The sequence below is a fragment of the Auraticoccus monumenti genome (genome assembly GCF_900101785.1).
Classification (GTDB): domain Bacteria; phylum Actinomycetota; class Actinomycetes; order Propionibacteriales; family Propionibacteriaceae; genus Auraticoccus; species Auraticoccus monumenti.
Window position 1 is genome coordinate 2,659,445 of sequence record NZ_LT629688.1, and the last position, 23,020, is coordinate 2,682,464.

Consider the following 23,020-nt stretch of genomic DNA (forward strand, 5'->3'; position numbering starts at 1 on the left):
ACTTCGGTGAGATGCCCGTCGGTTGGTTTTCGTCCGACTCGCTCAGAACCAGGTGAGGAGCATCGGGTCGCCGATCAGGTCGAGCGCCGCTCGCACCTGATCGGCCCTCCAGCTCGGATAATGGACGAGCCGTACGCTGGAGTCCAGGTCACCCAGCGCTGCAGTGCTCCACCCGGCTGGGCGCAGCTGTACCGAGACGGCCTCGGCGATCTCGACCGCTCCGCGCAGGTCGGGGTCGAGCTCGATCCTCACCCCGGCCGCCTGCGCCGTCGGAGAGTCGCTGACCTCCGCCGCGACCGCCGCCGGATGCGACCCGCGGTCGACGATCACGGTCACCCCTCTGCGGTCGAGCAGGGTCGCGAGCAGTTGTTCCGGGGCGTGGGAGGGAGCGGCACCGGCGAGGCCGCCGACGCCCTGCCCCAGCCGCACATCCTCAGCCGCCCGCGCGGTAGCCCGCACCTCTGCGGCGATGCCGACGTCGCCGAGGAGAGCCGCCAGCTGGAACCAGCCGTCCAGCTCCGCGGTGGCCACCGGCCGCCCCTCGCGGTACCGCCGGAGCGGGAGATCACCCGCCCGCGCCGAGGGTCGCACCATCTCGCAGGCGCGCGAGTAGTCGTCGACCAGGTCGCCGCGGGCGCGGGCGAAGGCCTCGGCCCGCGCCCGGTCGACTGCGGCCGCCTCGCGGCCCGAGGGCCAGTCCGCCTGCTGCCAGCCCCCGTGCCGCCACACCAGCGGTTCGCGGCTGACGGCGTGCTGCGGGTGGTCCCTCAGCTCACGGCTGGCCAGCTCCGCCACCGTCCGAAGGCCGTCCCAGTCTCCGGTCCCGGTGAGGAGCGCGCAGTCGGCGGTGGGCACGAGGAGCAGCCGCTCGCCCGGCACCACCACCCGGTCGGCGACGAGGTCGGTGTGCAACAGCCAGGCCGGCAGTTCGGGGTCGACCGAGCGGTAGGTGCCCGGCTGCACCAGCTCGAGCCGGGTGCGTCCCAGCACAGACCGGCTGTCCTCGAACGCTGCGGTCAGCACCGCGGTCGCCTCCACTCCCCACTCACGAGCCAGGCCGGCGGTCACCGTCACCACCTCCGACCCGACCTGCAGCCCGGCCCCGAGCAGCGTCCCGAACGGGCCCCGGGTGACCAGGGCCAGGTCGTCCCGGTCGGTGCCCTGCAGCGCGCGGCTGCGGATCCGCTCCGGCACCACGCCGAGGACCAGCGGGGCAAGGGCACCCCGGGCCGCGGCGAGGGTCGGCGGCAGTGTCGGTCGTCCGCTCATCGGGGTTCCTCAGGTGCTGCTGAGGAACTCACTTGGTCAACGTACTGCTGGCCTGCTGTCACCGCTGCATCGGTAGACGGTTGATCCAGCTGCACCGCTTCAGTGACGATGGTCTTCGAGCGGTCCCGGCGGGTCGCCGATACGCTGGGTCAGAACCACTGCTCGAAAGTCGTGTGACCCCCGCCACTTTCTTTGGATCAGGGGTTTCGAGCAGGCGACTTGAGAGGCGCCCAGGAGCGCGATGCCGCCGTGTGTCAGTAGGGGATCGGCTCGTGGACTGGCAAGGGTCGATGGCGGCTAGCCTGACGTAGGTGCACGCCTCCATCACCACGGTGATCTTCGACCTGGACGGCACACTGTTCGATCACCAGGCGTCAGCCGCCCTAGGGGTGGCAGGTCTCACCGAGCAGCTTGGGGCCCAGTCCACCGCTGACCTGGAGGCAGCGTGGTTCGCTGCCGAGGACCGCCATGTGCAGAGCTGGGCGTCCGGGGCCTGCGGCTGGCAGGAGCAGCGCCGCCGGCGGCTCCGGGACTACCTCCCCCTCGTCGGGGTGGAGGCCCCGGATGATGAGGCCGAGCTGGACCGGTTGTTCGCTGTGTACCTCGACTGCTGCCAGCGGTCGTGGTCGGCGTTCCCCGATGCTGCGCCCGCTTTGCGAGCCGTGCGCGCCGCCGGCTACCAGGTGGCGGTGCTGACCAACGGCCAACGCCAGCAACAGCTGGCCAAGCTCGAGCGAATCGCGTTGCTGCAACTAGTCGGGCCCGTCTGGGCCACCGACGACCTGGGGGTGGCGAAACCAGATCCGAAGACCTACCTGACGGTCTGCGACCACCTGGGAGTCAGCCCATCTGAGACGGTCTACGTCGGGGACAACTTCGCCCACGATGTCGAAGGTGCTGAAGGAGCAGGGCTGCGGGCCGCCTTCTTGGACCGTCACGACCAAGGCCCTACGGACTACCGGCCCCGCATCAGCTCACTCCGTGACCTCCTGCAGGCCATCGAAACCCCTGCACCTAGCTGAGGCTCACGCATCACCGAGGTGGACGGAGCGTGGGTCCGCCCACGTGCCACTGCCACTGGTAGCAAGGTGCGCAGAGCAGCGGTCCGCCGCGCTCGCCCAGCCCACCACCCGGTGAGCTCGGCCGTTGACCCCGGGTGCCCAAGCGTCGAGCTGTGCAGCTGACCGGGCTCTGAGGTCGGCTTCGTGCCCGGGTGATCAGGCGCCCTGGAGGACGACACGAACGGGTGACGCCGGCCCATCAGGCACCGGAGGACGGATCCCCGCCCTGCCGGTCGCCTGAGCTCGCCGGCGCCGCCGGCGGGGTGGCGAACCGGAACCTCGTGACGTCGGCGGGGAAGCGGCGCCAGGCCAGCGCCGAGACCGGGTGCAGCACGCACATGCCACCCGCGTCCGGGCCCGACCAGGCGTCGGGAGCAGGCTCGTAGCCCTGGTCGCCGTAGGCCGCGCGGTAGGCGGCCGAGAGCCGCTCCCCGAGCTCGCCGGTGATCGGCTCGCTCGGCGCGGCGGTGCCCTCCACGACCACGACCTCCGTGGCGCTCTCCAGGTGCAGCACGCAGGCCGGGTTGGTGCGCAGGTTGCGGGCGTGCACGGTCTCGGGCGAGCCGTCGTAGAAGTACCGGCCGTCCAGCCAGACCCCCCACCGGGGCACCACGTGGGGACGTCCGTCCGGACGGGTGGTGCTGAGCCACACGTGCCTGGCCCCGACCAGCTGCTGCTCGACCGTCGCCCACTCCAGCAGGCCGTCGGCGCTCTCCGGGACGCCGTACCCGTCGGGCATCGTGGGCCGGTCACGGTGGACGCTCATGGCCGCAGGCTATGCCTGGCGGCCGACGCACGGGAAGGGTCGGGCCGAGGTCCGGCTCAGCCCCCGAGCCGGTCCAGCCGGTCTGCGGCCCGTCGTGCGCGCTCGGCGCTCGACAGGTCCCACCAGGGGTCCCCGCGCTCCCCGAGACCCTCCTTGGCCAGCTGCACCCGGTCCCGGGCGGCGCGGCGGGCGTCGTCGTCACCGGCGGTGCGCACCGCGGACCGGGCCCGGCCCAGGTGCGAGCGGAGGCGGGCCGCGTCGTCCGGGTCGAGCCCCGGGTCCTCGGCGCGCCACCGGCGCCCGCCGACGACGATCCAGCGCCCGTCCTCGGTGCGCTCCACGCCGTCCCGGTCCACCGGGCCATGGTCGCACCGACCGCGTCCCGACCGCGGAAGGCGCCCGGCGGGCCGGTCCCGGGGGAGGACCGGCCCGGTCGGGTCAGCGCGGGTAGACCGCGTCGACCTCGACCTCGACCAGCCAGCCGTCCACCGGCAGGTTCTCGATCTCCAGGGCGAAGCGGGAGGGACGGGCCTCGTTGACCACCATCGGCGTGGTGGTGGCCGAGCCGAGCTGGACGTCCAGGGTCTTCCCGGTGGCCAGGTTGGTGTTGGCGAAGAACTGCCGGTAGGCCCGGTTCCACCCGGCGAAGTCCATCTCGGCCTGGCCGTCGGGGTTCTGCAGGAAGACGCGCATGGAGATGACGTCGTCGTAGTCCAGCCCGGCCCGCTCGAGGTTCTCCCCGATCCGCATCAGCACGTTGATGCCCTGGGCCTCGGTCAGGGTGACCCCGGCCGGCAGCTGCCCGCCCGGGAAGACGTCGGTGGGGATGTAGCGCTGCTCGGCGGTGGCGCCCGCGGTGGTGTTCATCGCCCGCGGCCCCAGCCCGGAGGACTTGTACCAGTCGGTCATCCGCCCGATGGCCACGCCGTCGGCGATGCTCGGGGTGTCCCCGGTGGTGAAGGAGTGGGCCTGGTTGGCCCTCGGCCGGAACAGCTTGTCGTCGGCCACCGCGGTGACGGGTACGGCCACGGCCAGGGTGACGGCGACCGCGAGGGCGATCTTCACGGGGTTCTTCATGCTGCCTCCAGAGTGGGCGGACGCCCGCGTGGGCGTCCGGTGCGGGCCCGACGGCCAGGGCGCCGTCCGGTCTGCCGCGGAACGTAGCGACGGCGCGTATCGCGGTGATGACGCCAGATGACGGTCGCAGGTCGGCACCCGCGCTCCCCGACGTCCGGCACCCCGACGCGGCGCGGGGAGCGCGGACGGCGCCGAAACACGACGGTCACAGGAGCCCGGGAACGGTAAGCGGGCCGCAACACGGCGTGCCGGGAACCGACATCCCGCCGCCCTACCGTCCGGGACGGCACTGGTGGTGACCGGGACGGACGACCGAGCACCCGGCTCCCCAGGCCCCCTCCCTGAAAGGTCTCGCATGGCTGACGAGAACACCCCCGCCATCACCCGACGCCACCTGCTCCAGGCCGTCGGCGCCACCTCCAGCGCCGGCGTCATGTTCGCCGCGATGGGCGCCCTCGGCCTCGCCCCGACCGCGGGCGCCCAGCCGCGGAACGAGGAGTGGGAGCCGCCGCGCAAGGGTGACTTCTCCCTGACGGGCCGCACGGCCAAGAAGGTCGTGGTCGTCGGTGGCGGGCCCGCCGGGCTGGCCTCGGCCTACGAGCTGCAGAAGGCCGGCTACACGGTGACCGTGCTCGAGGCCCGCCACCGCGTGGGTGGACGCACGCTGACCATGCGCCCCGGTGACGCCGAGACCGACCTCGACGGCAACCGCCAGGTCGCCCGGTTCGCCGACGGCATCTACATGAACGCCGGCGCCGCCCGCATCGCCCAGTGGATGGTCACCATGGACTACATGCGTGAGCTGGGCGTCCCCTACGAGGTGTTCACCAACGCCAACGCCGACGCCTACCTCTACAACGAGAAGTCCGGCGCCACCCCGGGCAACCCGGTGCGCTACCGGACCGCCAAGGCCGACGTCTTCGGCTACACCTCCGAGCTGCTGACCATGGCCACCGACCAGGGTGCGCTGGACGGGCGGCTGAGCGAAGCCGACAAGGAGAACCTCCGCGCGTTCCTGCGCAGCTGGGGCTCGCTGACCGACGGCAAGTACCAGGGAGGCAGCAACCGCGGCTACTCGGTCTACCCCTCGGCCTGGAACGAGCACGGCACCCCGCTGCCCGGCCCCGGCTCGGTCTCGGAGGTGCTGGCCTCGAAGGTGGGTCAGTACTTCCCCTTCGAGATCAACTGGGAGCAGTCGATGCTCATGTTCCAGCCCAAGGGAGGGATGGACACGATCTCCCAGTACCTCGCCAAGGCCGTGGGCACGCAGAACGTCCTGCTCAAGTCGGTGGTCAGCAGCGTCCAGAACACCACCGACGGTGTCCGGGTGACCTACACCGCCGCGAACGGCAAGGAGCGCCAGATCGAGGCCGACTTCGCGGTGGTCAGCGCCCCGGCGGCCCTGATGCGTCGCTGGGACACCAACTGGGGCTCCGAGACCGACGCCGCGCTGGGCGAGTTCGCCACCCGGTCCCCGGCCGGCAAGATCGGCCTGCAGTACCGCTCCCGCTGGTGGGAGGAGGACCACAAGATCTACGGCGGCATCACCGAGACCGACATGGACCTGGCCCACCTGTGGTACCCGTCCTACGGCTACGGCGAGCGCAAGGGCCTGATCATCGGCTACTACAACACCGGCGCCAACGCCCGTGCCTACGGCAGCCTCTCCCACGCCGGCCGGCTGCGCCGCGCCGTCGAGCAGGGGGTCAAGATCCACGGCGACAAGTACCGCTCCGAGCTGGACACCGCCTTCTCCATCTCCTGGGACAAGGTGCCCCACATCGAGGGCGCCTGGGCCTTCCCCAACACCAGCTCACCACGCTTCAAGCAGCTCCAGCAGGGGAGCGGGCAGGTGTACTTCGCCGGTGACTGGATGTCGGAGATCTCGGCCTGGCAGCACGGGGCGTTCTGGTCGGCCCGCTACGCCGTCCAGGCCCTGCACACCCGGGTGATGACGTCCTGATCCCGCCGGTCTGACCGGCGCGGCAGGGCCCGGACGCTTGAGGGGGGCGTCCGGGCCCTGCTGCGTGCGGGCGCTGCCCGCAGGCGGGACGGGTCGGCAGCGTAGGAGTCAGCCGCGCCGGGTCGGGTACCTGTCCGGCCGTGAGCGTCCCCGTGCCCCTCCACCCGCACCCGACCGACCGCCTCCTGGGCCCCGACCAGGTCGCGGTGCCCGCATGATCGACCCCGACGCCGTCCGGTGGTCCCGCCCGCACGAGCCGGGCGGCGAGCGCCCGGTGCTGCTGGTGCTGCACGGCCACGGGATGACGGAGTCGATCGGCTTCGAGCTGCACCGCCAGCTGCCCGACGCCCTCGACGTGGCCTTCCTGCGGGGCCCGATGCGGCGGAAGGGCGGCTACGGCTGGTTCCCGCTGGACGCCAGCGTGACCACCGAGCAGATCGAGGGCTCCGCCCGCTACGTGCTGGACTGGATGGACGGCGCGGGGCTGACCGCGCCGGTCGGGATCCTCGGCTTCTCCCAGGGCGCGTGCACGGCGCTGGAGGCCGTCCGCCAGGCGCCGGGGCGGTTCCGCTACGCGGTGAACCTCTCCGGCTTCGTCTCCCCGCTGGTTCCCGACGACGCCGCCCTGCAGCAGCAGCGGCTGCCCGCCCTGTACGCCCGCGGTTCGGTCGACCCCCTGGTGCCGCAGGTCGTGGTGGGCTGGACGCGGCGCTGGATGCAGGCCAACCTGCAGCTGACCGAGCGGGTGTACCCCGGGCTGGGGCACAACGTGAACCCCGAGGAGATCGCCGACCTGTCGGCCTTCCTGAGCGAGCAGCTTGCCGGCTGAGGACCGCTGCTGAGACCGTCGTCGTCCTCAGCGCTGGTCGGCGGCGCCGAGCACGGCGCCCCAGGCCCCGGCCCACGGACCCAGCGCGCTCGGCACCACCGGGGGCACGGAGTGGAAGGTGGCCCGCTCGGTGAGCTTGACCACCGCCGGGGCCACCACCACGTCCGCGGCCTGACCAAGGCCACCGCCGACCACGACCAGACCCGGGTCGACGGTGGCCAGCAGGGCCAGCAGCGCCCGGGCCAGCGCGGTGGTGGCCTGGTCGAGGACGGCGCTGGCGCCCGGGTGGCCCGCGCGGGCGGCCTCCACCAGGTCGCGGGCCGTCGGAGCCGTTTGCGGGGTGCTGCCCTCGGCGGCCAGCACCTCCTGCCAGCGCCGGGCCAGGTGCTCGGCACCGACCAGGGTCTCCAGGCAGCCGCGCTGCCCGCAGGAGCAGAGCCGTCCGTGGTCGTCCTGGCTCACGTGCCCCACCTCGCCGGCGGACAGATGGGCCCCGGCCAGCACCTGGCCGCCGATCACCTGCGCCCCGGCGATCCCGGTGCCCAGCGTGAGCACGTACACGTCGGCGTGCCCGCGCCCGGCACCGAGGACGGCCTCGGCCCGGGCGGCGGCCCGCCCGTCGTGGACGGCCACCACCGGGACCCCGAGCGCGGTGCCGAGGACGTCCCCGACCGCCACGCCGTCGAGCCAGGGCAGGTTCACCGACCGGGTCACTACGCCGTCGCCGTCCAGCAGGCCGGGCACGGTGACGCCCGCGGCGGCCACCGTCCGTCCGGCCAGGAAGGCCTGCACCCGGTCGGCGAGCAGGTCCAGCGCGCCCGGCCCTCGCGGGGTGGGGACCTGGGTCTGCTCCAGCGGTTCCGCGCCGTCGGGACCGGGCCGGCCCAGCAGCAGCTTGGTGGACGTCCCGCCGAGGTCGACGCCCAGCAGCGGCGCGCTCAACGGGCGGCCCGCACCGCGGCCATCAGGTGGCGGGCCAGGTCCTCGTCGGTGGTGGCGTGACGGGTCGACTCCGGGGAGGAGCCCAGGCCGAGGTCGAGCACGTCGGCCCCGTCGCGGCTGGCGGAGGCGTGCACCGCGTGCACCCCCACCGCGGAGAGCGCGGCGACGAACTCCGGCCGGACCCCGCCGCCGGCCATCACCTCGATCTCACCGCCCGCGGCGGCCACCACGTCGCGCAGCGTGGCGAGCCCGTCGACCGCCCGGGGCGCGCCCCCGGAGGTGAGCACCCGACGGACGCCGGTGCCCCGCAGGGCCGCCACGGCCTCGGCGGGGGAGCGCAGGGTGTCCAGCACCCGGTGCACGGTCACCTCCAGCCCCGGCACCGCCGCGACCACCTCGGCCACCCCGTCCAGGTCGAGCTCGGGAGCACCGTCCGGGCCGGTCCGGGTCAGCCCCACCACCACCCCGTCGGCCCCGTGGGCGGCGGCGGCCCGGCAGTCGGCGAGCAGCACGGCCCGCTCGTGCTGGTCGTAGTCGAAGCCGCCCGAGCGCGGGCGGATCAGGACGTGGACGGCGGGTCCGCCGGCTCCGCGGGCCGCGACGGCCGCGTCGACCAGCCCGGTCGAGGGGGTCAGTCCGCCCAGGGCGAGGGCGGTGCAGAGCTCGATCCGGGTCGGGCCCACCCGGGAGGCCACCGCGATGCCTCGCGGGTCGTGGACGGCGAGCTCGAGCGCGAGGGTCACGGGGTGCACGCTAGCCGTGATCGACCCGGCCCGGCCGCGCGTCCGGCCCCGGGGGTGGGACGGGTCCCGCGCCCGGCGCCCGGCAGCGTGCTGCGGTGCCTCTGCCTAGACTGACCGCGACGTGGACCGGCGGTGCTCCCTGGAGGTGACGTGGTGAACCTGTTCAAGAAGCTGTTCGGACGCGACGAGGAGTCGGGCGAGGACCTGCCGATCGCCCTGGACCTGGAGGAGAGGCGCCGCCAGCTGCTGCAGCTGGAGAAGGCCCTGGACGCCCTGGTCAACGCCATGCGCGAGCACCCCGAGCTGGCCAGCAACCCCGGCTGGCAGGGCCGGACGGCCGAGTACGGCCGGCTGGCCGGCGAGGCGATGGTGCTGCGCAAGAGGGTCCCCACCCGCGAGGAGCTGCTGGACCTGGCCTTCGAGGTCCGTCCGGTCTTCAAGGACGTGCCGCCCGGGCTGGAGGGGTTGGTCGGCCTGCAGGACGCGGCGATGCGCTCGGCGGAGTCGCTGGTCACCGTGCTCCCCGGCGAGCGCTGAGCTCGTGCCCCCTGGACCCCGCGGCGTCGAGCCGGGGATGGCCACCGATTTCCGCGCCGAGATGGGCTACGGCTCCTACCTGGACCTGGACACCCTGCTCACCGCCCAGCACCCGGTCAGCGAGCCCGAGCACCACGACGAGCTGCTGTTCATCATCCAGCACCAGACCTCCGAGCTCTGGCTCAAGCTGGTGCTGCACGAGCTGCGCTCGGCGGTCGCCCTGCTGCAGGCCGACCGGCTGCGGGTTGCGCTGAAGCGGATCGCCCGGGTGAAGCACATCCAGCGCACCCTGACCGACCAGTGGTCGGTGCTGGCCACGCTGACCCCGACCGAGTACTCCGAGTTCCGCGACTTCCTCGGCCGCGCCTCGGGCTTCCAGTCCTGGCAGTACCGCGCCTTCGAGTTCGTCCTCGGCAACAAGGACGCCGCCACCCTCGCGGTGCACGCCCACCACCCGGAGGGGACGCGGGTGCTGACCGAGCTGCTGGAGGGACCGAGCCTCTACGACGCGTTCCTCGGCTGCCTGGCCCGCCAGGGCCATCCGGTGCCGGCGCGGGTGCTCGAGCGCGACCTCACCCGGCCGCACACCGAGGACGACGAGCTGACCGAGGTGCTCTGCGCCGTCTACGCCGACGCAGAGACGCACTGGGACGCCTACGAGGCCTGCGAGGAGCTGGTCGACCTGGAGGACGCCGTTCAGCTCTGGCGCTTCCGCCACCTGACCACCGTCCAGCGCACGATCGGGCTGAAGACCGGCACCGGCGGCTCGTCCGGGGTCGGCTTCCTGCGCCGGGCGCTGGACGTCACCTTCTTCCCCGAGCTCTACGCCGTCCGCACCAGGATCGGCCGGTGAGCGGCCGGCTGCCCGGGGTGGCCGAGCGGGCGGCGGCCCTGGACGCCGCCGACCCGCTGGCCTGGTGCCGGGCGGAGTTCGTCGAGGGCGAGCCGCCGGTGCGGGCCTACCTCGACGGCAACTCCCTCGGTCGCCCGCTGCGGGCCACGGCCGCGCGGCTGCAGGAGCTGGTGGTCGGGGCCTGGGGCACCCGGCTGATCCGCTCCTGGGACGAGCAGTGGATGCAGCTGCCCCTCGAGCTCGGTGACCACCTCGGCCGGGTCTGCCTCGGCGCCGCCCCCGGGCAGGTGTTCGTCGGCGACTCCACCACGGTGCTGCTCTACAAGCTGCTGCGTGCCGCGGTGGCTGACGCGATGGAGCGGGGACGTCCCCAGCTGGTGCTGGACACCGAGAACTTCCCGACCAACCGCTACGTCGCCGAGGGCGTGGCCGCGGAGACCGGTGCCGAGCTGGTGTGGCTCAGCCCGGACCCGGCGCGGGGGGTGGAGCTGGAGCACCTGCGCGAGCACCTCGGTGAGCGGACCGGGGTGGTGCTGGTGTCCCACGTCGCCTACAAGTCCTCCTGGCGCGCCGACCTGGCGGAGATCACCGCCGCGGCGCGGGAGCACGGTGCGCTGGTGCTCTGGGACCTCTGCCACTCCGCCGGCGTGCTCCCGGTCGACCTCGACGCCGCGGACGTCGACCTCGCGGTGGGGTGCAGCTACAAGTTCCTCAACGCCGGCCCCGGCGGCCCGGCCTTCGGGTACGTCGCCACGCGCCTGCAGCAGCGGCTGTCCCAGCCCGTGCAGGGCTGGATGGGTCACGCGGAGCCGTTCGTGATGGGTCCGGGCTACCGACCGGCCGAGGGGGTCCGCCGCTTCATCTCCGGGACGCCGCCGGTGCTGGCCATGGCCGGCCTGGCCGACACCGTGGAGCTGGTCGACCGGGTGGGGCTGGAGGCCGTCACCACCAAGGCGCTGGCCCTGGGCGCCTTCGTGGTGGAGGTGGTGGACGAGCACCTGGCCGGGCTGGGGGTCGGCGTCGCCTCACCCCGGGACCCAGGCCGGCGCGGCGCGCACGTCACCCTCACCCACCCCGACGCCCGCGAGCTCTGCCGCCGGCTGTGGGAGGTCGACGTGGTCCCCGACTTCCGCGAACCCGACGTCGTCCGCCTCGGGCTCGCACCGCTGAGCACCAGCTACGCCGAGGTGGCGACCGCGCTGGAGGAGATCGCCCGGCTGCTGGACTGACACCCGTGTGGCACCCGCACCTCCTCGCCAGCTCGGGTGCCCGGGTCAGCGGAGGAGGGGCATGAGGTGGATGACCTCGACGGCCTCGTAGCCGGCGGTGAGGAGGAGCACCCCGATGATGACGGGGTACAGACGCGCGTTCGCCCTGAGCCCCTCGCGGTATCCCGCCCAGGCGGAGGGGAGTCCCCGGCGTCGGTAGGTCGTGGTCCGGCGCCAGAGGATCACCGATCCCAGCGCCGCCAGGACGTAGGCCTGGAACTCCACGACCACCACGGGAGCGTGGGGGATGAGCGCCAGCGCCTCGCCCGGGGACCCGGGGGCGAGCCACATCCCGATCAGCCCGGCACGTCCCACCGTCGCGACGACCCCGAGGAAGGGGATCACGAGCGACGGCAGGGTGGTGGTGAGCACCGCCGCGAGGAGGAGGTTGGCGAGGAAGGTGAGGAGGGCTGCCTGCACCACGTCACCGGCGGCGTAGGCGTCGGTGACGGCCGAGAGCCCCGGCAGGTTCCCGAAGGCCGTCGACCCCTCGAGCCCTCCCTCGCGCAACCGGGGTACCAGCGAGGTCGCGATCATCATCGCGACGAGTGCGCCGTAGGTCGCGGCGTTGATGACCAGGTAGGTCCGCCAGTTCTCGCGCAGCACCGTCCGGAGGCTGGTCAGGGTCTTCATGTGTCGTCCTCTCTGGTCGGGCCGGTGTCAGGCCGCGGTGGAGCCGAGTCGGCGGAGTGGGGGAGTCAGGAGCGCGGCGACGACCGAGACGACCCACAGGGCCGCGAGCGCGATGGTGGTCAGCTGCAGACCGCCGGCCTCGATCAGCACGGCGGCCGCGCCGATGCCGACTGCGGGGACCAGGGTCAGCAGCGCGTTCTGAGCGCCGAGCACCGTCCCGCGCTGGGAGTCGGCGACGACGTCGACGAGGGCCAGTCCGACGACGGCGTTCATGCACCCGGCGCCGAGGCCGACGACGGCTGCTCCGGTGAGGACCGACCACGCCGGGCCGAGGACCGCGATGACGGAGAAGCCGACCGCGACCAGGACCAGACCGACGACGAGCCAGACGCGGTGCGGGACCCGGTGCCCGAGGACGGCGAAGCCCCCGCGACCGACCAGCAGACCCGCGGCCAGGGCGCTGAGGACGAACCCGACGAGCTGCGGGTCGCCCTGGAACGCGAAGTGGACCGGGATGACCATGCCCTGGGTGGCGGCCAGCACGATAGCCAGGGCCAGTCCGAGGAGGACCAGCCCGCGCAGCAGCGGCGAGCGGAAGATGATCACCAGGCCGCGGAACATCGACCGCTGGGCGGGAGCCGGGACGCCGCCGCCGACGAGCACGGTCGCGCGTGCGGGGAGGGCGAGGGTGAGCAGCGCCGCCAGTGCCGCCAGGCCGGAGGTGATCCAGAGCACCGTGACGGGTTCGAGGGTGGCGACCAGGATGCCGGCGGCGGCGGGACCGAGCAGGAACGACGCCCCGGACAACGACTCCCGGATGCCGATCAGTTTGGCGGGGTCCAGCCCGGCGGCGTCCGCGACCGCCGGCAGCATGGCCTCACGGGCGGTGATGCCCGGGACGTCCCCGAACGAGCTCAGGACGGCCACGGCGACGAACCAGCCGAGCTCCAACCCCACCGTCAGGTGCACGACCGGCAGGATCAGCAGCGCCACCGCCGAGATGACGTCGGAGAGGACGGCGGCGGTGCGGCGGTTGACGCGGTCGACCAGCGCGCCCATGAGCAGCCCCGCGACGGCTGCGGGTACCGCCGCGGCGATGGCCACGATCCCCGCGCCCAGGGGGCTGCCGGTGGTGAGCAGCACCACCAGCGGCAGGGCGATGGCGGTGATGGAGTTCCCCAGCAGCGAGACGGAGAAGCCGGCTAGGTAGAAGAAGCGGATCCGGTGCATGCCACCCACCCCAGACCATGACGTCGCGTCGGGCTCAAGTCGGCGTCCACCGGCGTGGGCGGCGGTTTGCGTCCGAGAGCGGTGGCGCGGGGTGGCTTGGCTGAGACGGCTCGGGCCGCACCGACGACCCGCAGAACCGGTCACCCAGCCCGACGGCCCCGGCCGTGAGGCCGGGCCGTCGGGCTCAGTGACCGCTTCTGCGAGTGGCCCCCAGTTCGGTGGCGCTCGTCGCCCTGGTCCAGATCCGCCGGCTCACCCGTTCCGGTCGCTCCCTCGAGCGCTCCGGCGCCGTCGTCGCCGGTGGTCAGGCGGGCTGGCCGAGCCGCAGGGTGACGCTTCCCCAGGCCGGCACGGCGAGCTCCAGCAGACCGGGGCCCGTCGGGCTGAGCCCACCCGTCTCAGCGCCGGAGCTGGACCGGACGACGCCGCCGAGGACCTGCCGTGACGTCCGCGCGAGCAGCACGGGCTCGGGGGTGGCGTTGACCACCGACACCCCGGTCACCGGCTGGGTGTCGAGATCGACCACCACCGGGGCGCTGCGCACCGTGACGGACCGGTCGAGGTCGGCGCGGGTGGCGGTGACGACGTCGTAGCCTCGCTCGGGGCCGAGCACCTGCAGCTCCCCGTGCAGGGTGACCTCGGAGTGCTCGCGCCACAGCCGCAGCAGCCCGCGCAGCGCCGTCCGCTGCTCCTGGTCCAGGGTCGCCAGCCGCATCGAGATCTGCGGGACCGCGAACCAGCCGGCGTAGAGCTGCTGGGCGACCGCCGCCGCGCCGCCCGCGGGTCCCCACATCATCGGGTCGGCGTGGATCACCTGGCCCACGGCGAGCAGCCGGGCGTTGACGCTGGCCGCCCGGTTGGTCACGCTGTCGGCCGGGCAGTCGTGGGCGCGCAGGATCTCGCCGTAGCGGGCGATGGCCGGGCTGACGTAGGGCTGGCGGAACTCGAAGGCGACCCCCGGTCTGCCGGCCCGCGTCAGCCCCTCCCGCAGCTCACCCAGCAGCCGGGCCATCGCCTCGCCGACGTAGGCGACGTCGCCGGCCGGGGGTGCGTCGCGGTAGGCCATGGCCTGCTCGAGGAAGTCGATCTTGAGCAGGTCGGCGCCGTGCTCGGTGACCAGCCGCAGGCAGGTGTCGACGACGAAGGCACGCGTCTCGGGCCGACGGGGGTCGAGGACGTGGCAGCTGAGACGGTCCTCGCGGTGCGGGGCGAACGGCGCCATGGTGGCGAAGGCGTCGCTCTCCTCGCCCAGCAGCAGGGGCGCGACCCACAGAGCGACCCCCAGACCGGTGGCACGGAGGTCGCGCACCGTGGCGGCGAGGTCGGGGAACTTGGCGGGGTCGGGCACCCAGTCGCCGCACCCCTGGTAGCCGCGGCCGTGCGCCAGCCGCTGCCAGCCGTCGTCGACGAAGACCGAGCCGCACCCGAGCTCGGCGGCGAGGCGGGCCTCGCCGGTGACGAGCTCGGCGTCGACGTCCTGGGTGAACGTGTACCAGGTCGAGTAGACCGGCTGCTCGGCCACCGGCGGCACCGGGAGCGGGGAGCCCGGCAACCGGTCGGACACCCACGTGGCGAGACGGCTCAGCGTCGCGGCGAGGGGACCGCCGCTGGTGTCCAGGACGACCTGCAGCGGCGCACTCGACGGGCGGACCGTCCGGACGTCGACCACGAACGTCTTGCGCTCCTCCGACACCCCGGTGGTGACGCACAGCTCGGCGACGGCCTCGCTGGCCGCCCAGGCCAGCAGCACGCTCCCGCTGGCGTCGTACAGGGCGCCCACCGGCGCGGAGGAGACCAGACCGGTGGCCGAGGACCCGGCCCAGTCCGGCTGGAGCAGCTGGGCGCTGTCCGCGCCGGGGTGCCAGTAGCCGACCGCAGCCCCCAGGTCCACCTCGACGCGGAGCCCCGGCCGGTCGTCGGCGGCCCTCGCCGTCAGCTCCACGACGTCGGCGCCGACCTGCCGGGTCCGGAGGACCGTCCCGCCGGAGGCGGCCAGTGCCGTCACGCCGGTGAGCTGCACGTCGCCGGTCCCCGCAGAGGTGGGGCGCGAGGGGTCTGCTGCACGTTCCATGGGAGCGAGTATGTCGCATCTACACCTGTAGAGCGATGAGGCGCTTTCGGACCAATATTGCCGCTGTGACAGGGTGTAAAGCAGATCCGGCGCGGATCTACACGTTGACACTCCGGGTCACGCGACCGCATGATGCAGAGGCGTCACGGACCGGTGGCACCCGGGCAGCGGTCAGCATTCAGAGAGGAATGAGATGACTGGAAGCAACAACCACCCCTCGGTCGGGGGTGCCCTGAGCCGGCGTCGTCTGCTCGGTGGCGCCGGCCTGGCGGCCGCCGCGGCGGGCTCGGGCTCGCTGCTCACCGCCTGCGCGGGCGGCAGCAGCGGCGGTCCCGGCGGCGGCAGCGGAGGCGGCGGCGGTGGGGACGCCGGTGGCGCCGTCACCTGGGGGTCCTGGGCGAACCCGGGCGAGGGCGAGCGCTACAAGCAGTACTCGAAGGACTACCAGGCTGCCCACGGCGCCGAGGTGACCTGGCAGCAGGTCGTCGGCGACTACCAGGCCAAGCTGCTGACCCAGCTGGCCGGCGGCTCGGCCCCCGACGCCTTCTACGTCGGTGACACCTCGATGGCGCCCCTGATCGCCTCGGGCAAGCTGGTGGAGCTCAGCGACTTCCTCGCCGGCCCCGACTCCGCCATCACGGCGGACTCGACCTTTCCCGGCCTGCTCGAGTGGTGCAAGGACGCCGACGGCGGCCTGTACGGCGTCCCGGTGGACTGCAACCCCAAGGTGTTCTGGTTCAACAAGGGTCTCCTCGAGGAGGCCGGTGTGACCACGAACCCGGCCCAGGCCTTCGAGGGCGGCACCTGGGACCAGGCCGCCCTGGACGACCTGCTGGTCAAGGTCAAGGGCACCGGCAAGCGCGGCCTGGTCTTCGAGTCCGGTTGGGCCGACCTCAGCAGCTACATCACCAGCTTCGGTGGCACCGCCTTCGACGAGGAGGAGGCCGTGTTCGACACCGACCCGAGGGCGATGGAGGTGATCGAGTGGCTCTTCGACCACTTCGCGGCGGAGACCATCAGCTACGGCGGCTCGCTGCCCAAGGGTCAGGGCGTGGACGCGCTGTTCTACGGCGGTCAGCTGGCCAGCTGCCAGTACGGGCGCTGGATCCTGCCCAACCTCAAGAAGCTCGAGGACCTCCAGTACGACATCGCGCCGCTGCCCTCGGACACCGGTGACGTGATCAAGCCGGTCGCGGTGTTCTGCGCAGCCATGTCGGTCAACACCGACGCCCAGGACCAGCAGGCGGCCCTGCAGTTCATGAGCCGTTTCGTGAGCGCCGACGGCCAGCGGGCGCGTCTGTCCGGCGGTGGCAACGCGGTGGCGTCGACGGCCGGTCTGGAGGAGGTCGTGACCGAGGGCGGGCTGCCCGAGCACGGCGCCTGGTTCACCGAGATCGCCAGCCAGGGCTACGCCGTGCCCCTGCCCGTCGCGCGCAACGCCAAGGTCTCGACCAACCTGGCCACCGAGATGGACAAGTCGATCAAGGGCGGCGACGACGCGAAGACCTTCGCCAGCAAGATCGCGGCCTACATCAACAGCCAGGGCTGACCGTGGCCGTCCTCGACGAGGTCGGGCCGGCTCCCGACGTGCTCGCCCCGCCCCGGGACACCGGGGCGGGTCGGGCCCGCCGGCGGAGGGACAGCCTGCTGGCCTTCGGGTTCCTGACCCCGCAGCTGGTCGGGCTGCTGGTCTTCATGCTCGGTCCGCTGGTCTTCGCGGTGGTCCTGGCCTTCAGCAACTGGGACGGGTTCGGCACCCGCTCCTTCGCCGGGCTGGACAACTTCCGCTGGGTGTTCACCGACCCGCAGATCCTGACGTCGATGCGGAACACGCTGTGGTTCACCGTGCTGCAGGTGCCCGGTCTGCTCGCCGCCGGCTTCGTCGCCGCCTACCTGCTGCAGAAGGTCGGGAGGATCAAGAACCTCTACCGGATCTTCTTCTTCGCCCCGGTCGTCACCTCCGCGGTGGCGGTCTCGGCGATCTGGCTCTGGCTGCTCAACCCCGAGCTCTCACCGATCAACAACCTGCTGCTGGAGGTCGGCGTCGTCGCGCCGGACTGGCTGCAGGACTCCCGCACCGTCATCCCCGCGCTGGCCGCGGTCAGCATCTGGCAGGGCCTGGGCTACCAGATGGTGATGTTCATGGCGGGGCTGGAGAACGTCCCGAGGTCCATGCTGGAGGCCGCCGACATCGACGGTGCGGGGGAGTGGCAGAAGCTGCGCAGGATCACCCTGCCGCTGCTGTCGCCGACGATCCTGTTCCTCTCGATCACCGGCATCATCGGCTCCTTCCAGGTCTTCGACTACATCTACGTGTTCTTCGAGACCACAGCACCGTCCTCGGCCCGGACGATCGTCTACGAGATCGTCCAGATCGCGTTCCGCGAGTTCAACTTCGGCCGCGGAGCCGCCCTGGCCCTGGTGCTCTTCCTGATCCTGATGGCGGTCACCGGCCTGCAGCTGCTGGCCCAGAAGAGATGGGTCCACTACACAGAATGACGATCGCGACCGACATCACGACCCAGGCCCTCGAGGCCACGAAGAACGACAGGAAGGGCCCGGTCCGGCGCCGGCCCTTCACCTGGAGGCGGATCCCGCTCCACCTCCTCCTCATCGTCGGCGGCGTGCTGATGGCGCTGCCCTTCATCTGGATGCTGCTGTCCTCGCTGAAGCCGCTGGACGAGATCTTCGTCCGGCCGCCGAAGCTGTTCCCGGTGGACCCCACCGTGCAGAACTACGAGACGGCCTTCGGCACCGGCACGTTCGGGTCGGCGTTCCTCAACAGCGTCTACATCGCGGCCGTGGTCACGCTGGTGTCGCTGCTGACCTGCGCCATGGCCGCCTACGCGTTCGCACGGATGCGGTTCCCCGGGAACAACCTGCTCTTCGCCGTCTTCCTGGCCACGATGATGGTGCCGGTCCAGCTGACCATCATCCCGCTCTACATCATCCTCGGACAGCTCCGGTGGATCGACACCCACCTGGCGCTCATCGTGCCGGCTGCGCTGTTCAACGCCTTCGGGGTCTTCCTGCTGCGCCAGTACGTGCGGGGCATCCCGCTGGAGCTGGAGGAGGCCGCCGCCATCGACGGCGCGAGCCGGGTCAAGATCTTCGTCACGATGATCCTGCCGCTGCTCCGCACCCCGATGGTGGCGCTCGGCATCTTCATCTTCCTCGGGCAGTGGAACAACTTCTTCACCCCGTTGATCTTCCTCAACAGCGAGAGCCTGTTCACGCTGCCGCTGTGGGTGACCCAGTTCAAGGGCGCCTACTCCTCCGACTGGGGTGGTCTGATGGCTGCGGCCTCCCTGGCGGCCGTCCCCTTCCTCGTCCTGTTCATCCTCGCCCAGCGTCAGATCGTCGAGGGCATCGCGCTCTCGGGCTCCAAGACCTGAGGCCGCGGGAGGGCTGGAGCCTGCGGCGACGACGTCCGCGGGCCCGGCCCGGCGGAGTGGTAACGTCCGCCGGACCGGGTCCTGAGGGATCGACGGAGCCCACCGTCCGCCGACGGTCGGGCAGAGATCCTCGAGAAGGCGAGACCTGGCCTTGGGGCGACGCATCACGCCGGAAGGGTCGCGGCGACCGGTCACCCGCGACGACGTGGCCCGCTACGCCGGGGTGAGCTCCGCGGTGGTCAGCTACGTCGTCAACGGGGGCCCGAGACCGGTCTCGGAGGAGACGTCGGCCCGTGTCCGGTCCGCGATCGACCTGCTCGGCTACCGGCCCAACGTCAGCGCCCGCGCTCTGAGGATCGGCAGCACCAGCACCCTCGGGCTCGTCCTCGGCGGACTGGAGAACCCCTACTTCACCGAGCTCGCGCTCAGCATCCAGGCCGCGGCCAACGAGGCGGGGTACGCCGTCGTGATGGGGAACGTCGACCGGAACCGGAGCGCGGCCTCGAGCCGCCACATCCTCGACGACCTGATCGGTCGGCAGGTCGACGGGTTCCTGGTGGCCAGCGAGAACGCCACGGCCGACACCCTCGAGCACCTGCAGCGCAACAACGCCCGGTCGGTCGTCTTCGACGCCCCCTCCCCGATCCCCGGCCACTCGACCGTGGGTCCGGACGCGGCCCAGGGTGCCCGGTCGGCGGTGGAGCACCTGGTCTCCGTGCACGGCCACCGTGACGTGGGTCTGGTCATCGGCGACGACGGCCGCGCCGGTGCCGACGCGCGTGAGCGCGGGTGGCAGGACGCCCTCCGCTCGGCCCGGCTGCTGGACGGACCTCTCGCCCGCGCCGACTTCACCCGCGCCGGGGGCTACGAGGGGGCCCGCCGGCTGCTGGAGGCGGCCAACCCGCCGTCCGCGGTGTTCGCCAGCTCCGAGCTGCAGGGCATCGGGGTGCTGTACGCGCTGCACGAGGCCGGCGTCCGGGTACCGGAGGACGTCGCCGTGGTCACCTTCGACGGCACCGCCGAGTGCGAGTACTCCTGGCCCTCGCTGACCGTCGCCCGCCAGCCGGTCGACAGCATGGCCGCCGCCGCCGTGCGGCAGCTGCTGACCCCGGGCGCGTCCCACCACGAGACCTTCCCGATGGAGCTCGTCGTGCGCCGGTCCTGCGGTTGCGTCCCGCAGCCCACCACCGGCTAGACCGGCAGCCCGAGCGGGGTCAGGCCGGGGTGGGCGCCTCGGCGAACTGGGTGCGGTACAGCTCGGCGTAGCGCCCGTCCAGGGCCAGCAGCTCGGTGTGGGTGCCGCGCTCCAGCACCCGGCCGCCCTCGATCACGCAGATCTGGTCCGCCGCCCGGATGGTGGAGAGACGGTGGGCGATGACCACCGACGTCCGCCCGGTGAGCGCCGTGGCCAGGGCTGCCTGGACCGCCGCCTCGGAGGTGGAGTCCAGGTGGGCGGTGGCCTCGTCCAGGACGACCACCCGCGGGCGGGCCAGCAGCAGCCGGGCGATGGTGAGGCGCTGCCGCTCCCCGCCGGAGAGGCGGTAGCCGCGCTCGCCGACCACGGTGTCCAGGCCGGCGGGCAGCGTGTGCACCAGGTTCTCCAGACGGGCCTGGCGCAGCGCCTCCCAGATCTCCTCGTCGGTGGCCTCCGGTCGGGCCAGCTGGAGGTTGGTCCGGATCGAGTCGTGGAACAGGTGGCCGTCCTGGCTCACCAGCGAGACCGCCTGCCGCATCGAGGCCAACCGGGCGTCGCGGACGTCCACCCCGCCCAGGCGCACGGCCCCGCCGTCGACGTCCTGCAGCCGGGTGGCCAGCGCGGCGATGGTGGACTTGCCGGCGCCGGAGGAGCCGACCAGCGCGGTCATGGTGCCAGCGGGCACGGTGAAGTCGACCTGGTGCAGCACCTGCTCGTCGGCCCGGTTGTCCAGCACCGCGACGTCCTCCAGCGAGGCCAGCGAGACCTGCTCGGCGGTGGGGTAGCTGAAGTCGACGGACTCGAAGCGCAGCTCCAGCGGCCCCTCGGGGAGGTCGACGGCGTCCTCGCGCTCGCGGATCATCGGCACCAGGTCCAGCACCTCGAAGACCCGCTCGAAGCTGACCAGGGCGCTGCTCACCTCGACCCGCGCGCTGGCCAGACCGGTCATCGGCACGTACAGGCCGGTGATCAGCAGGGCCAGCGAGACGACGGTCCCGGCGTCCAGGCGCCCGTCGGAGGCCAGCACGCCCCCGATCCCGTACACCATGGCCAGCGCGAGCGCGGAGACCAGGGTCAGGGCGGTGACGAAGATCGACTGGGCCATCGCGGTGCGGACGCCGATGGCCCGCACGGCGTCGGCGCGCGCGGTGAACTCGGCGGTCTCCACGTCGGGGTCGGCGAAGAGCTTGACCAGCTGGGCGCCGGGGGCGGAGAAGCGCTCGGTCATCCGGTTGCCCATGGCGGCGTTGTGGTCGGCGGCCTCCCGCTGCAGGGCGGCCATCCGGCGTCCCATCCGCTTGGCCGGCAGCACGAACAGCGGCAGCAGCAGCAGGGCGCAGACCGTGATCGGCCAGCTCAGGCTGAGCATCACCCCGACCGTCAGCAGCAGCGCCACCACGTTGGTGACCAGCCCCGACAGCGTCGAGCTGAAGGCGCGCTGGGCGCCGATCACGTCGTTGTTGAGGCGGGAGACCAGCGCGCCGGTGCGGGTGCGGTTGAAGAAGGCGACGGGCATCGTGAGCACGTGGCCGAAGACCTCACGGCGCAGGTCCAGGATCAGGCCCTCACCCAGCCGGGAGGACAGCCAGCGGGCCAGCAGTCCCAGCATCGCGGCAGCCACCGCGACCACGGCGATCAGCAGCGCCCAGCGGACCACCACCGAGGACGGCTGCTGCTCGGTGATGGCGTTGACCACCCGTCCGGCCATCACCGGGGTCGTCACGCCCAGCGCGGCGGTGACCACGCTGGTGGCCACGAACGCCGCCACCCGGGCGCGGTGCGGGTGCACGAACCGCCAGACCCGTCGCAACGTCTCCCGGGTCACCCGTCGTCGCTCGCTGCCGCGCGAGCTGGCCCACATCGCGTGGTAGGCCGTCATCTCCATGCTCATCGTCGTGCCACCCTCCTCGGGTCGTCAGCACGACCCTAGGACGTCAAGCACGGTGGAGGTCCAGCTGTTCCCGGCCCCCTCAGCCCAGCGTGGCCGCGGCCAGCGCGTCCACCACGTCGGGCCAGGAGCCGGCGGCCAGCGTGGCCCGCTGCAGGGCGGCCCCGGTGCCCCGCTGACGCAGGGTGGCCAACCCCTCCTGCACCGGCTCGAGGTCGCCGGCCTGCTCCAGGGCCGGACCGACCCGCGCCACCAACCTGCCCACCACGTCCCAGGCCGGCGCGAGGGAGAGGGTGGTGGGGTCGAGCAGGTGCTCGTGGACGCCGAACCGTGCCGCCCGCCAGTAGCTGGCCCGGAGCACCTCCGCCCGCAGGTCGTGGGCCAGGACGCCGTCGGCCTCGTCGCGGACCGCGGTCTCCACCATGGCGCGCACCAGGGCCGCCAGGCTGACCGCGTCCTCGGAGGAGGCGCACACGTCGGAGACCCGCACCTCGACGGTGGGGTAGCGCGGGGACAACCGGGCCGGGTAGTAGACCCCTCCCTCGTCCAGCGCACCCCCGAGCCCGACCAGGGTCGAGGTGGTGTCGCGGTAGGTCGCCAGGTCCCCGAAGCGGGCGGTGGGGCCGGACGTCGGCCACTGCCCCCAGGTCAGGGAGCGGAAGCTGTCGTACCCGGTGTCCTCCCCGCCCCAGAACGGGGAGTTGCCGCTGAGGGCGACCAGCACCGGCAGCCACGGCTGCAGGCGGTCCACCACCGCGACCCGCTCCCGGTCGGAGTCCACCTGGACGTGCACGTGCATGCCGCAGGACAGCTGGTGGCGGGCGACGTGGCCGAAGTGGCCCTCCATCCGCTGGTACCGCTCGTCGGGGGTGGTGAGCGCGTCCTGCTCCACGGGGCTGATCCCCACGGCGACCAGCCGGGCCCCGTGCTCGGCGGCCGCGGCCGCCAGGTGGGTCCGGCGCTCGCGCAGCTGCTGGCGCACGTCGGCCAGGTCGGTGGACGGCCGGGTCCCCAGCTCCACCTGCACCTGCTTGAACTCGTGGTCGTACTGGTGGCCGGCGCCGGCGAGGGTGGCCGCGGTGGCCACGGCGTCGCCCACCGGTCGCAGGCCGGGGCCCTGGGCGTCGAAGAGCAGGAACTCCTCCTCGACCCCGAGGTTGCGGGCGGCGGGTGCAGCCATGGGGTTCCTCCTGGTGGTCGGTGGTGGTCGCCGGTGACCAGGTGCCGGCCCGGGTGTGCGGAGATGATGGGCCTGGCTGCGATGAGTATGCCGGTCCGGGCGGGTCGGAGCAGCCAGAGC

The 23,020-nt window shown here is 72.9% G+C and carries 21 protein-coding genes; 10 read left to right on the forward strand and 11 right to left on the reverse strand.

The window, feature by feature from the left end:
• Nucleotides 1–42: 42 nt before the first annotated feature.
• Nucleotides 43–1,269 carry a hypothetical protein gene (locus tag BLT52_RS12365; RefSeq protein WP_090594015.1) on the reverse strand — a complete coding sequence of 409 codons (1,227 nt, stop codon included), beginning with the start codon at nt 1,267–1,269 and terminating at the stop codon, nt 43–45.
• Nucleotides 1,270–1,580: 311 nt separating this feature from the next.
• On the opposite strand from BLT52_RS12365, the gene BLT52_RS12370 reads away from it, so the two are divergent.
• Nucleotides 1,581–2,291, forward strand: coding sequence for an HAD family hydrolase (locus BLT52_RS12370; protein WP_231946292.1), 711 nt, complete (start codon nt 1,581–1,583; stop codon nt 2,289–2,291).
• Nucleotides 2,292–2,529: 238 nt separating this feature from the next.
• Here BLT52_RS12370 and BLT52_RS12375 read toward each other — a convergent pair whose 3' ends face one another.
• The 3 genes from BLT52_RS12375 to BLT52_RS12385 all read right to left on the reverse strand — a co-directional run bounded on the left by BLT52_RS12375 (nt 2,530) and on the right by BLT52_RS12385 (nt 4,173).
• Complete coding sequence (locus BLT52_RS12375; RefSeq protein ID WP_090594017.1) at nt 2,530–3,096, reverse strand: pyridoxamine 5'-phosphate oxidase family protein; 567 nt, start codon at nt 3,094–3,096, stop codon at nt 2,530–2,532.
• Between the two features lie 56 nt (nt 3,097–3,152).
• Nucleotides 3,153–3,452 (reverse strand): biopolymer transporter Tol, encoded by a 300-nt coding sequence (locus BLT52_RS12380; protein ID WP_172804035.1) that lies wholly within the window; start codon nt 3,450–3,452, stop codon nt 3,153–3,155.
• Between the two features lie 82 nt (nt 3,453–3,534).
• Nucleotides 3,535–4,173, reverse strand: coding sequence for a Rid family hydrolase (locus BLT52_RS12385; protein ID WP_090594018.1), 639 nt, complete (start codon nt 4,171–4,173; stop codon nt 3,535–3,537).
• A 355-nt stretch (nt 4,174–4,528) separates the two neighbouring features.
• On the opposite strand from BLT52_RS12385, the gene BLT52_RS12390 reads away from it, so the two are divergent.
• Together BLT52_RS12390 and BLT52_RS12395 are read left to right on the forward strand one after the other, a co-directional pair.
• Complete coding sequence (locus BLT52_RS12390) at nt 4,529–6,136, forward strand: flavin monoamine oxidase family protein (protein ID WP_090594020.1); 1,608 nt, start codon at nt 4,529–4,531, stop codon at nt 6,134–6,136.
• Nucleotides 6,137–6,350: 214 nt separating this feature from the next.
• The gene (locus tag BLT52_RS12395; RefSeq protein ID WP_090594021.1) at nt 6,351–6,965 is read left to right on the forward strand and encodes an alpha/beta hydrolase; all 615 of its coding nucleotides are present in this window, start codon (nt 6,351–6,353) and stop codon (nt 6,963–6,965) included.
• A gap of 27 nt (nt 6,966–6,992) precedes the next feature.
• On the opposite strand, the gene BLT52_RS12400 is transcribed toward BLT52_RS12395, so the two are convergent.
• Together BLT52_RS12400 and BLT52_RS12405 are read right to left on the reverse strand one after the other, a co-directional pair.
• A complete protein-coding gene (locus tag BLT52_RS12400) occupies nt 6,993–7,907 on the reverse strand; it encodes an ROK family protein (RefSeq protein ID WP_090594023.1) in 915 nt (304 codons plus the stop codon).
• Nucleotides 7,904–8,650, reverse strand: a complete 747-nt coding sequence (locus BLT52_RS12405) for a copper homeostasis protein CutC (RefSeq protein WP_090596700.1) — start codon at nt 8,648–8,650, stop codon at nt 7,904–7,906. Before BLT52_RS12405 ends, BLT52_RS12400 begins: the two co-directional genes overlap by 4 nt.
• A gap of 132 nt (nt 8,651–8,782) precedes the next feature.
• Here BLT52_RS12405 and BLT52_RS12410 point away from each other — a divergent pair, with 132 nt between their 5' ends.
• The 3 genes from BLT52_RS12410 to BLT52_RS12420 are packed head-to-tail and all read left to right on the forward strand — an operon-like array spanning nt 8,783 to nt 11,269.
• The gene (locus BLT52_RS12410; RefSeq protein WP_157677117.1) at nt 8,783–9,187 is read left to right on the forward strand and encodes a hypothetical protein; all 405 of its coding nucleotides are present in this window, start codon (nt 8,783–8,785) and stop codon (nt 9,185–9,187) included.
• Nucleotides 9,188–9,224: 37 nt separating this feature from the next.
• The gene (locus BLT52_RS12415) at nt 9,225–10,040 is read left to right on the forward strand and encodes a tryptophan 2,3-dioxygenase (RefSeq protein ID WP_197679024.1); all 816 of its coding nucleotides are present in this window, start codon (nt 9,225–9,227) and stop codon (nt 10,038–10,040) included.
• Nucleotides 10,037–11,269: a kynureninase gene (locus BLT52_RS12420; protein WP_090594027.1), complete on the forward strand. Its 1,233-nt coding sequence runs from the start codon at nt 10,037–10,039 to the stop codon at nt 11,267–11,269. Before BLT52_RS12415 ends, BLT52_RS12420 begins: the two co-directional genes overlap by 4 nt.
• Nucleotides 11,270–11,314: 45 nt before the next feature.
• Here the strand turns inward: BLT52_RS12420 and BLT52_RS12425 are convergent, their stop codons facing one another.
• The 3 genes from BLT52_RS12425 to BLT52_RS12435 all read right to left on the reverse strand — a co-directional run bounded on the left by BLT52_RS12425 (nt 11,315) and on the right by BLT52_RS12435 (nt 15,242).
• Entirely contained in the window at nt 11,315–11,941 is a 627-nt protein-coding gene (locus tag BLT52_RS12425; RefSeq protein WP_090594028.1) for a hypothetical protein, read from the reverse strand.
• A 27-nt stretch (nt 11,942–11,968) separates the two neighbouring features.
• Nucleotides 11,969–13,171 (reverse strand): MFS transporter, encoded by a 1,203-nt coding sequence (locus tag BLT52_RS12430; RefSeq protein ID WP_090596702.1) that lies wholly within the window; start codon nt 13,169–13,171, stop codon nt 11,969–11,971.
• A gap of 304 nt (nt 13,172–13,475) precedes the next feature.
• Nucleotides 13,476–15,242 carry a glycoside hydrolase family 36 protein gene (locus tag BLT52_RS12435; protein ID WP_090594030.1) on the reverse strand — a complete coding sequence of 589 codons (1,767 nt, stop codon included), beginning with the start codon at nt 15,240–15,242 and terminating at the stop codon, nt 13,476–13,478.
• Nucleotides 15,243–15,435: 193 nt separating this feature from the next.
• Here BLT52_RS12435 and BLT52_RS12440 point away from each other — a divergent pair, with 193 nt between their 5' ends.
• The 4 genes from BLT52_RS12440 to BLT52_RS12455 all read left to right on the forward strand — a co-directional run bounded on the left by BLT52_RS12440 (nt 15,436) and on the right by BLT52_RS12455 (nt 19,832).
• Nucleotides 15,436–16,791, forward strand: a complete 1,356-nt coding sequence (locus BLT52_RS12440) for an extracellular solute-binding protein (protein ID WP_090594031.1) — start codon at nt 15,436–15,438, stop codon at nt 16,789–16,791.
• A 2-nt stretch (nt 16,792–16,793) separates the two neighbouring features.
• Nucleotides 16,794–17,741, forward strand: a complete 948-nt coding sequence (locus tag BLT52_RS12445; protein ID WP_231946293.1) for a carbohydrate ABC transporter permease — start codon at nt 16,794–16,796, stop codon at nt 17,739–17,741.
• The gene (locus tag BLT52_RS12450; protein ID WP_090594033.1) at nt 17,738–18,637 is read left to right on the forward strand and encodes a carbohydrate ABC transporter permease; all 900 of its coding nucleotides are present in this window, start codon (nt 17,738–17,740) and stop codon (nt 18,635–18,637) included. The genes BLT52_RS12445 and BLT52_RS12450 overlap by 4 nt, the downstream gene beginning before the upstream one ends.
• Nucleotides 18,638–18,788: 151 nt before the next feature.
• Entirely contained in the window at nt 18,789–19,832 is a 1,044-nt protein-coding gene (locus BLT52_RS12455) for a LacI family DNA-binding transcriptional regulator (RefSeq protein WP_197679025.1), read from the forward strand.
• A gap of 19 nt (nt 19,833–19,851) precedes the next feature.
• Here the strand turns inward: BLT52_RS12455 and BLT52_RS12460 are convergent, their stop codons facing one another.
• Both BLT52_RS12460 and BLT52_RS12465 read right to left on the reverse strand, forming a co-directional pair.
• Nucleotides 19,852–21,723: an ABC transporter ATP-binding protein gene (locus tag BLT52_RS12460; protein WP_090594034.1), complete on the reverse strand. Its 1,872-nt coding sequence runs from the start codon at nt 21,721–21,723 to the stop codon at nt 19,852–19,854.
• A 79-nt stretch (nt 21,724–21,802) separates the two neighbouring features.
• A complete protein-coding gene (locus tag BLT52_RS12465) occupies nt 21,803–22,900 on the reverse strand; it encodes a carboxylate-amine ligase (RefSeq protein ID WP_157677118.1) in 1,098 nt (365 codons plus the stop codon).
• Nucleotides 22,901–23,020 lie beyond the last annotated feature (120 nt).

Bases quoted from the DNA above. Each gene is read 5' to 3' on its own strand.
- BLT52_RS12450 (WP_090594033.1), top strand. From the start codon at position 17,738: ATGACGATCGCGACCGACATCACGACCCAGGCCCTCGAGGCCACGAAG.
- BLT52_RS12395 (WP_090594021.1), top strand. From the start codon at position 6,351: ATGATCGACCCCGACGCCGTCCGGTGGTCCCGCCCGCACGAGCCGGGC.
- BLT52_RS12465 (WP_157677118.1), bottom strand. From the start codon at position 22,900: ATGGCTGCACCCGCCGCCCGCAACCTCGGGGTCGAGGAGGAGTTCCTG.
- BLT52_RS12435 (WP_090594030.1), bottom strand. From the start codon at position 15,242: ATGGAACGTGCAGCAGACCCCTCGCGCCCCACCTCTGCGGGGACCGGC.
- BLT52_RS12460 (WP_090594034.1), bottom strand. From the start codon at position 21,723: ATGAGCATGGAGATGACGGCCTACCACGCGATGTGGGCCAGCTCGCGC.
- BLT52_RS12415 (WP_197679024.1), top strand. From the start codon at position 9,225: ATGGCCACCGATTTCCGCGCCGAGATGGGCTACGGCTCCTACCTGGAC.
- BLT52_RS12430 (WP_090596702.1), bottom strand. From the start codon at position 13,171: ATGCACCGGATCCGCTTCTTCTACCTAGCCGGCTTCTCCGTCTCGCTG.
- BLT52_RS12440 (WP_090594031.1), top strand. From the start codon at position 15,436: ATGACTGGAAGCAACAACCACCCCTCGGTCGGGGGTGCCCTGAGCCGG.
- BLT52_RS12425 (WP_090594028.1), bottom strand. From the start codon at position 11,941: ATGAAGACCCTGACCAGCCTCCGGACGGTGCTGCGCGAGAACTGGCGG.
- BLT52_RS12375 (WP_090594017.1), bottom strand. From the start codon at position 3,096: ATGAGCGTCCACCGTGACCGGCCCACGATGCCCGACGGGTACGGCGTC.
- BLT52_RS12390 (WP_090594020.1), top strand. From the start codon at position 4,529: ATGGCTGACGAGAACACCCCCGCCATCACCCGACGCCACCTGCTCCAG.
- BLT52_RS12385 (WP_090594018.1), bottom strand. From the start codon at position 4,173: ATGAAGAACCCCGTGAAGATCGCCCTCGCGGTCGCCGTCACCCTGGCC.
- BLT52_RS12365 (WP_090594015.1), bottom strand. From the start codon at position 1,269: ATGAGCGGACGACCGACACTGCCGCCGACCCTCGCCGCGGCCCGGGGT.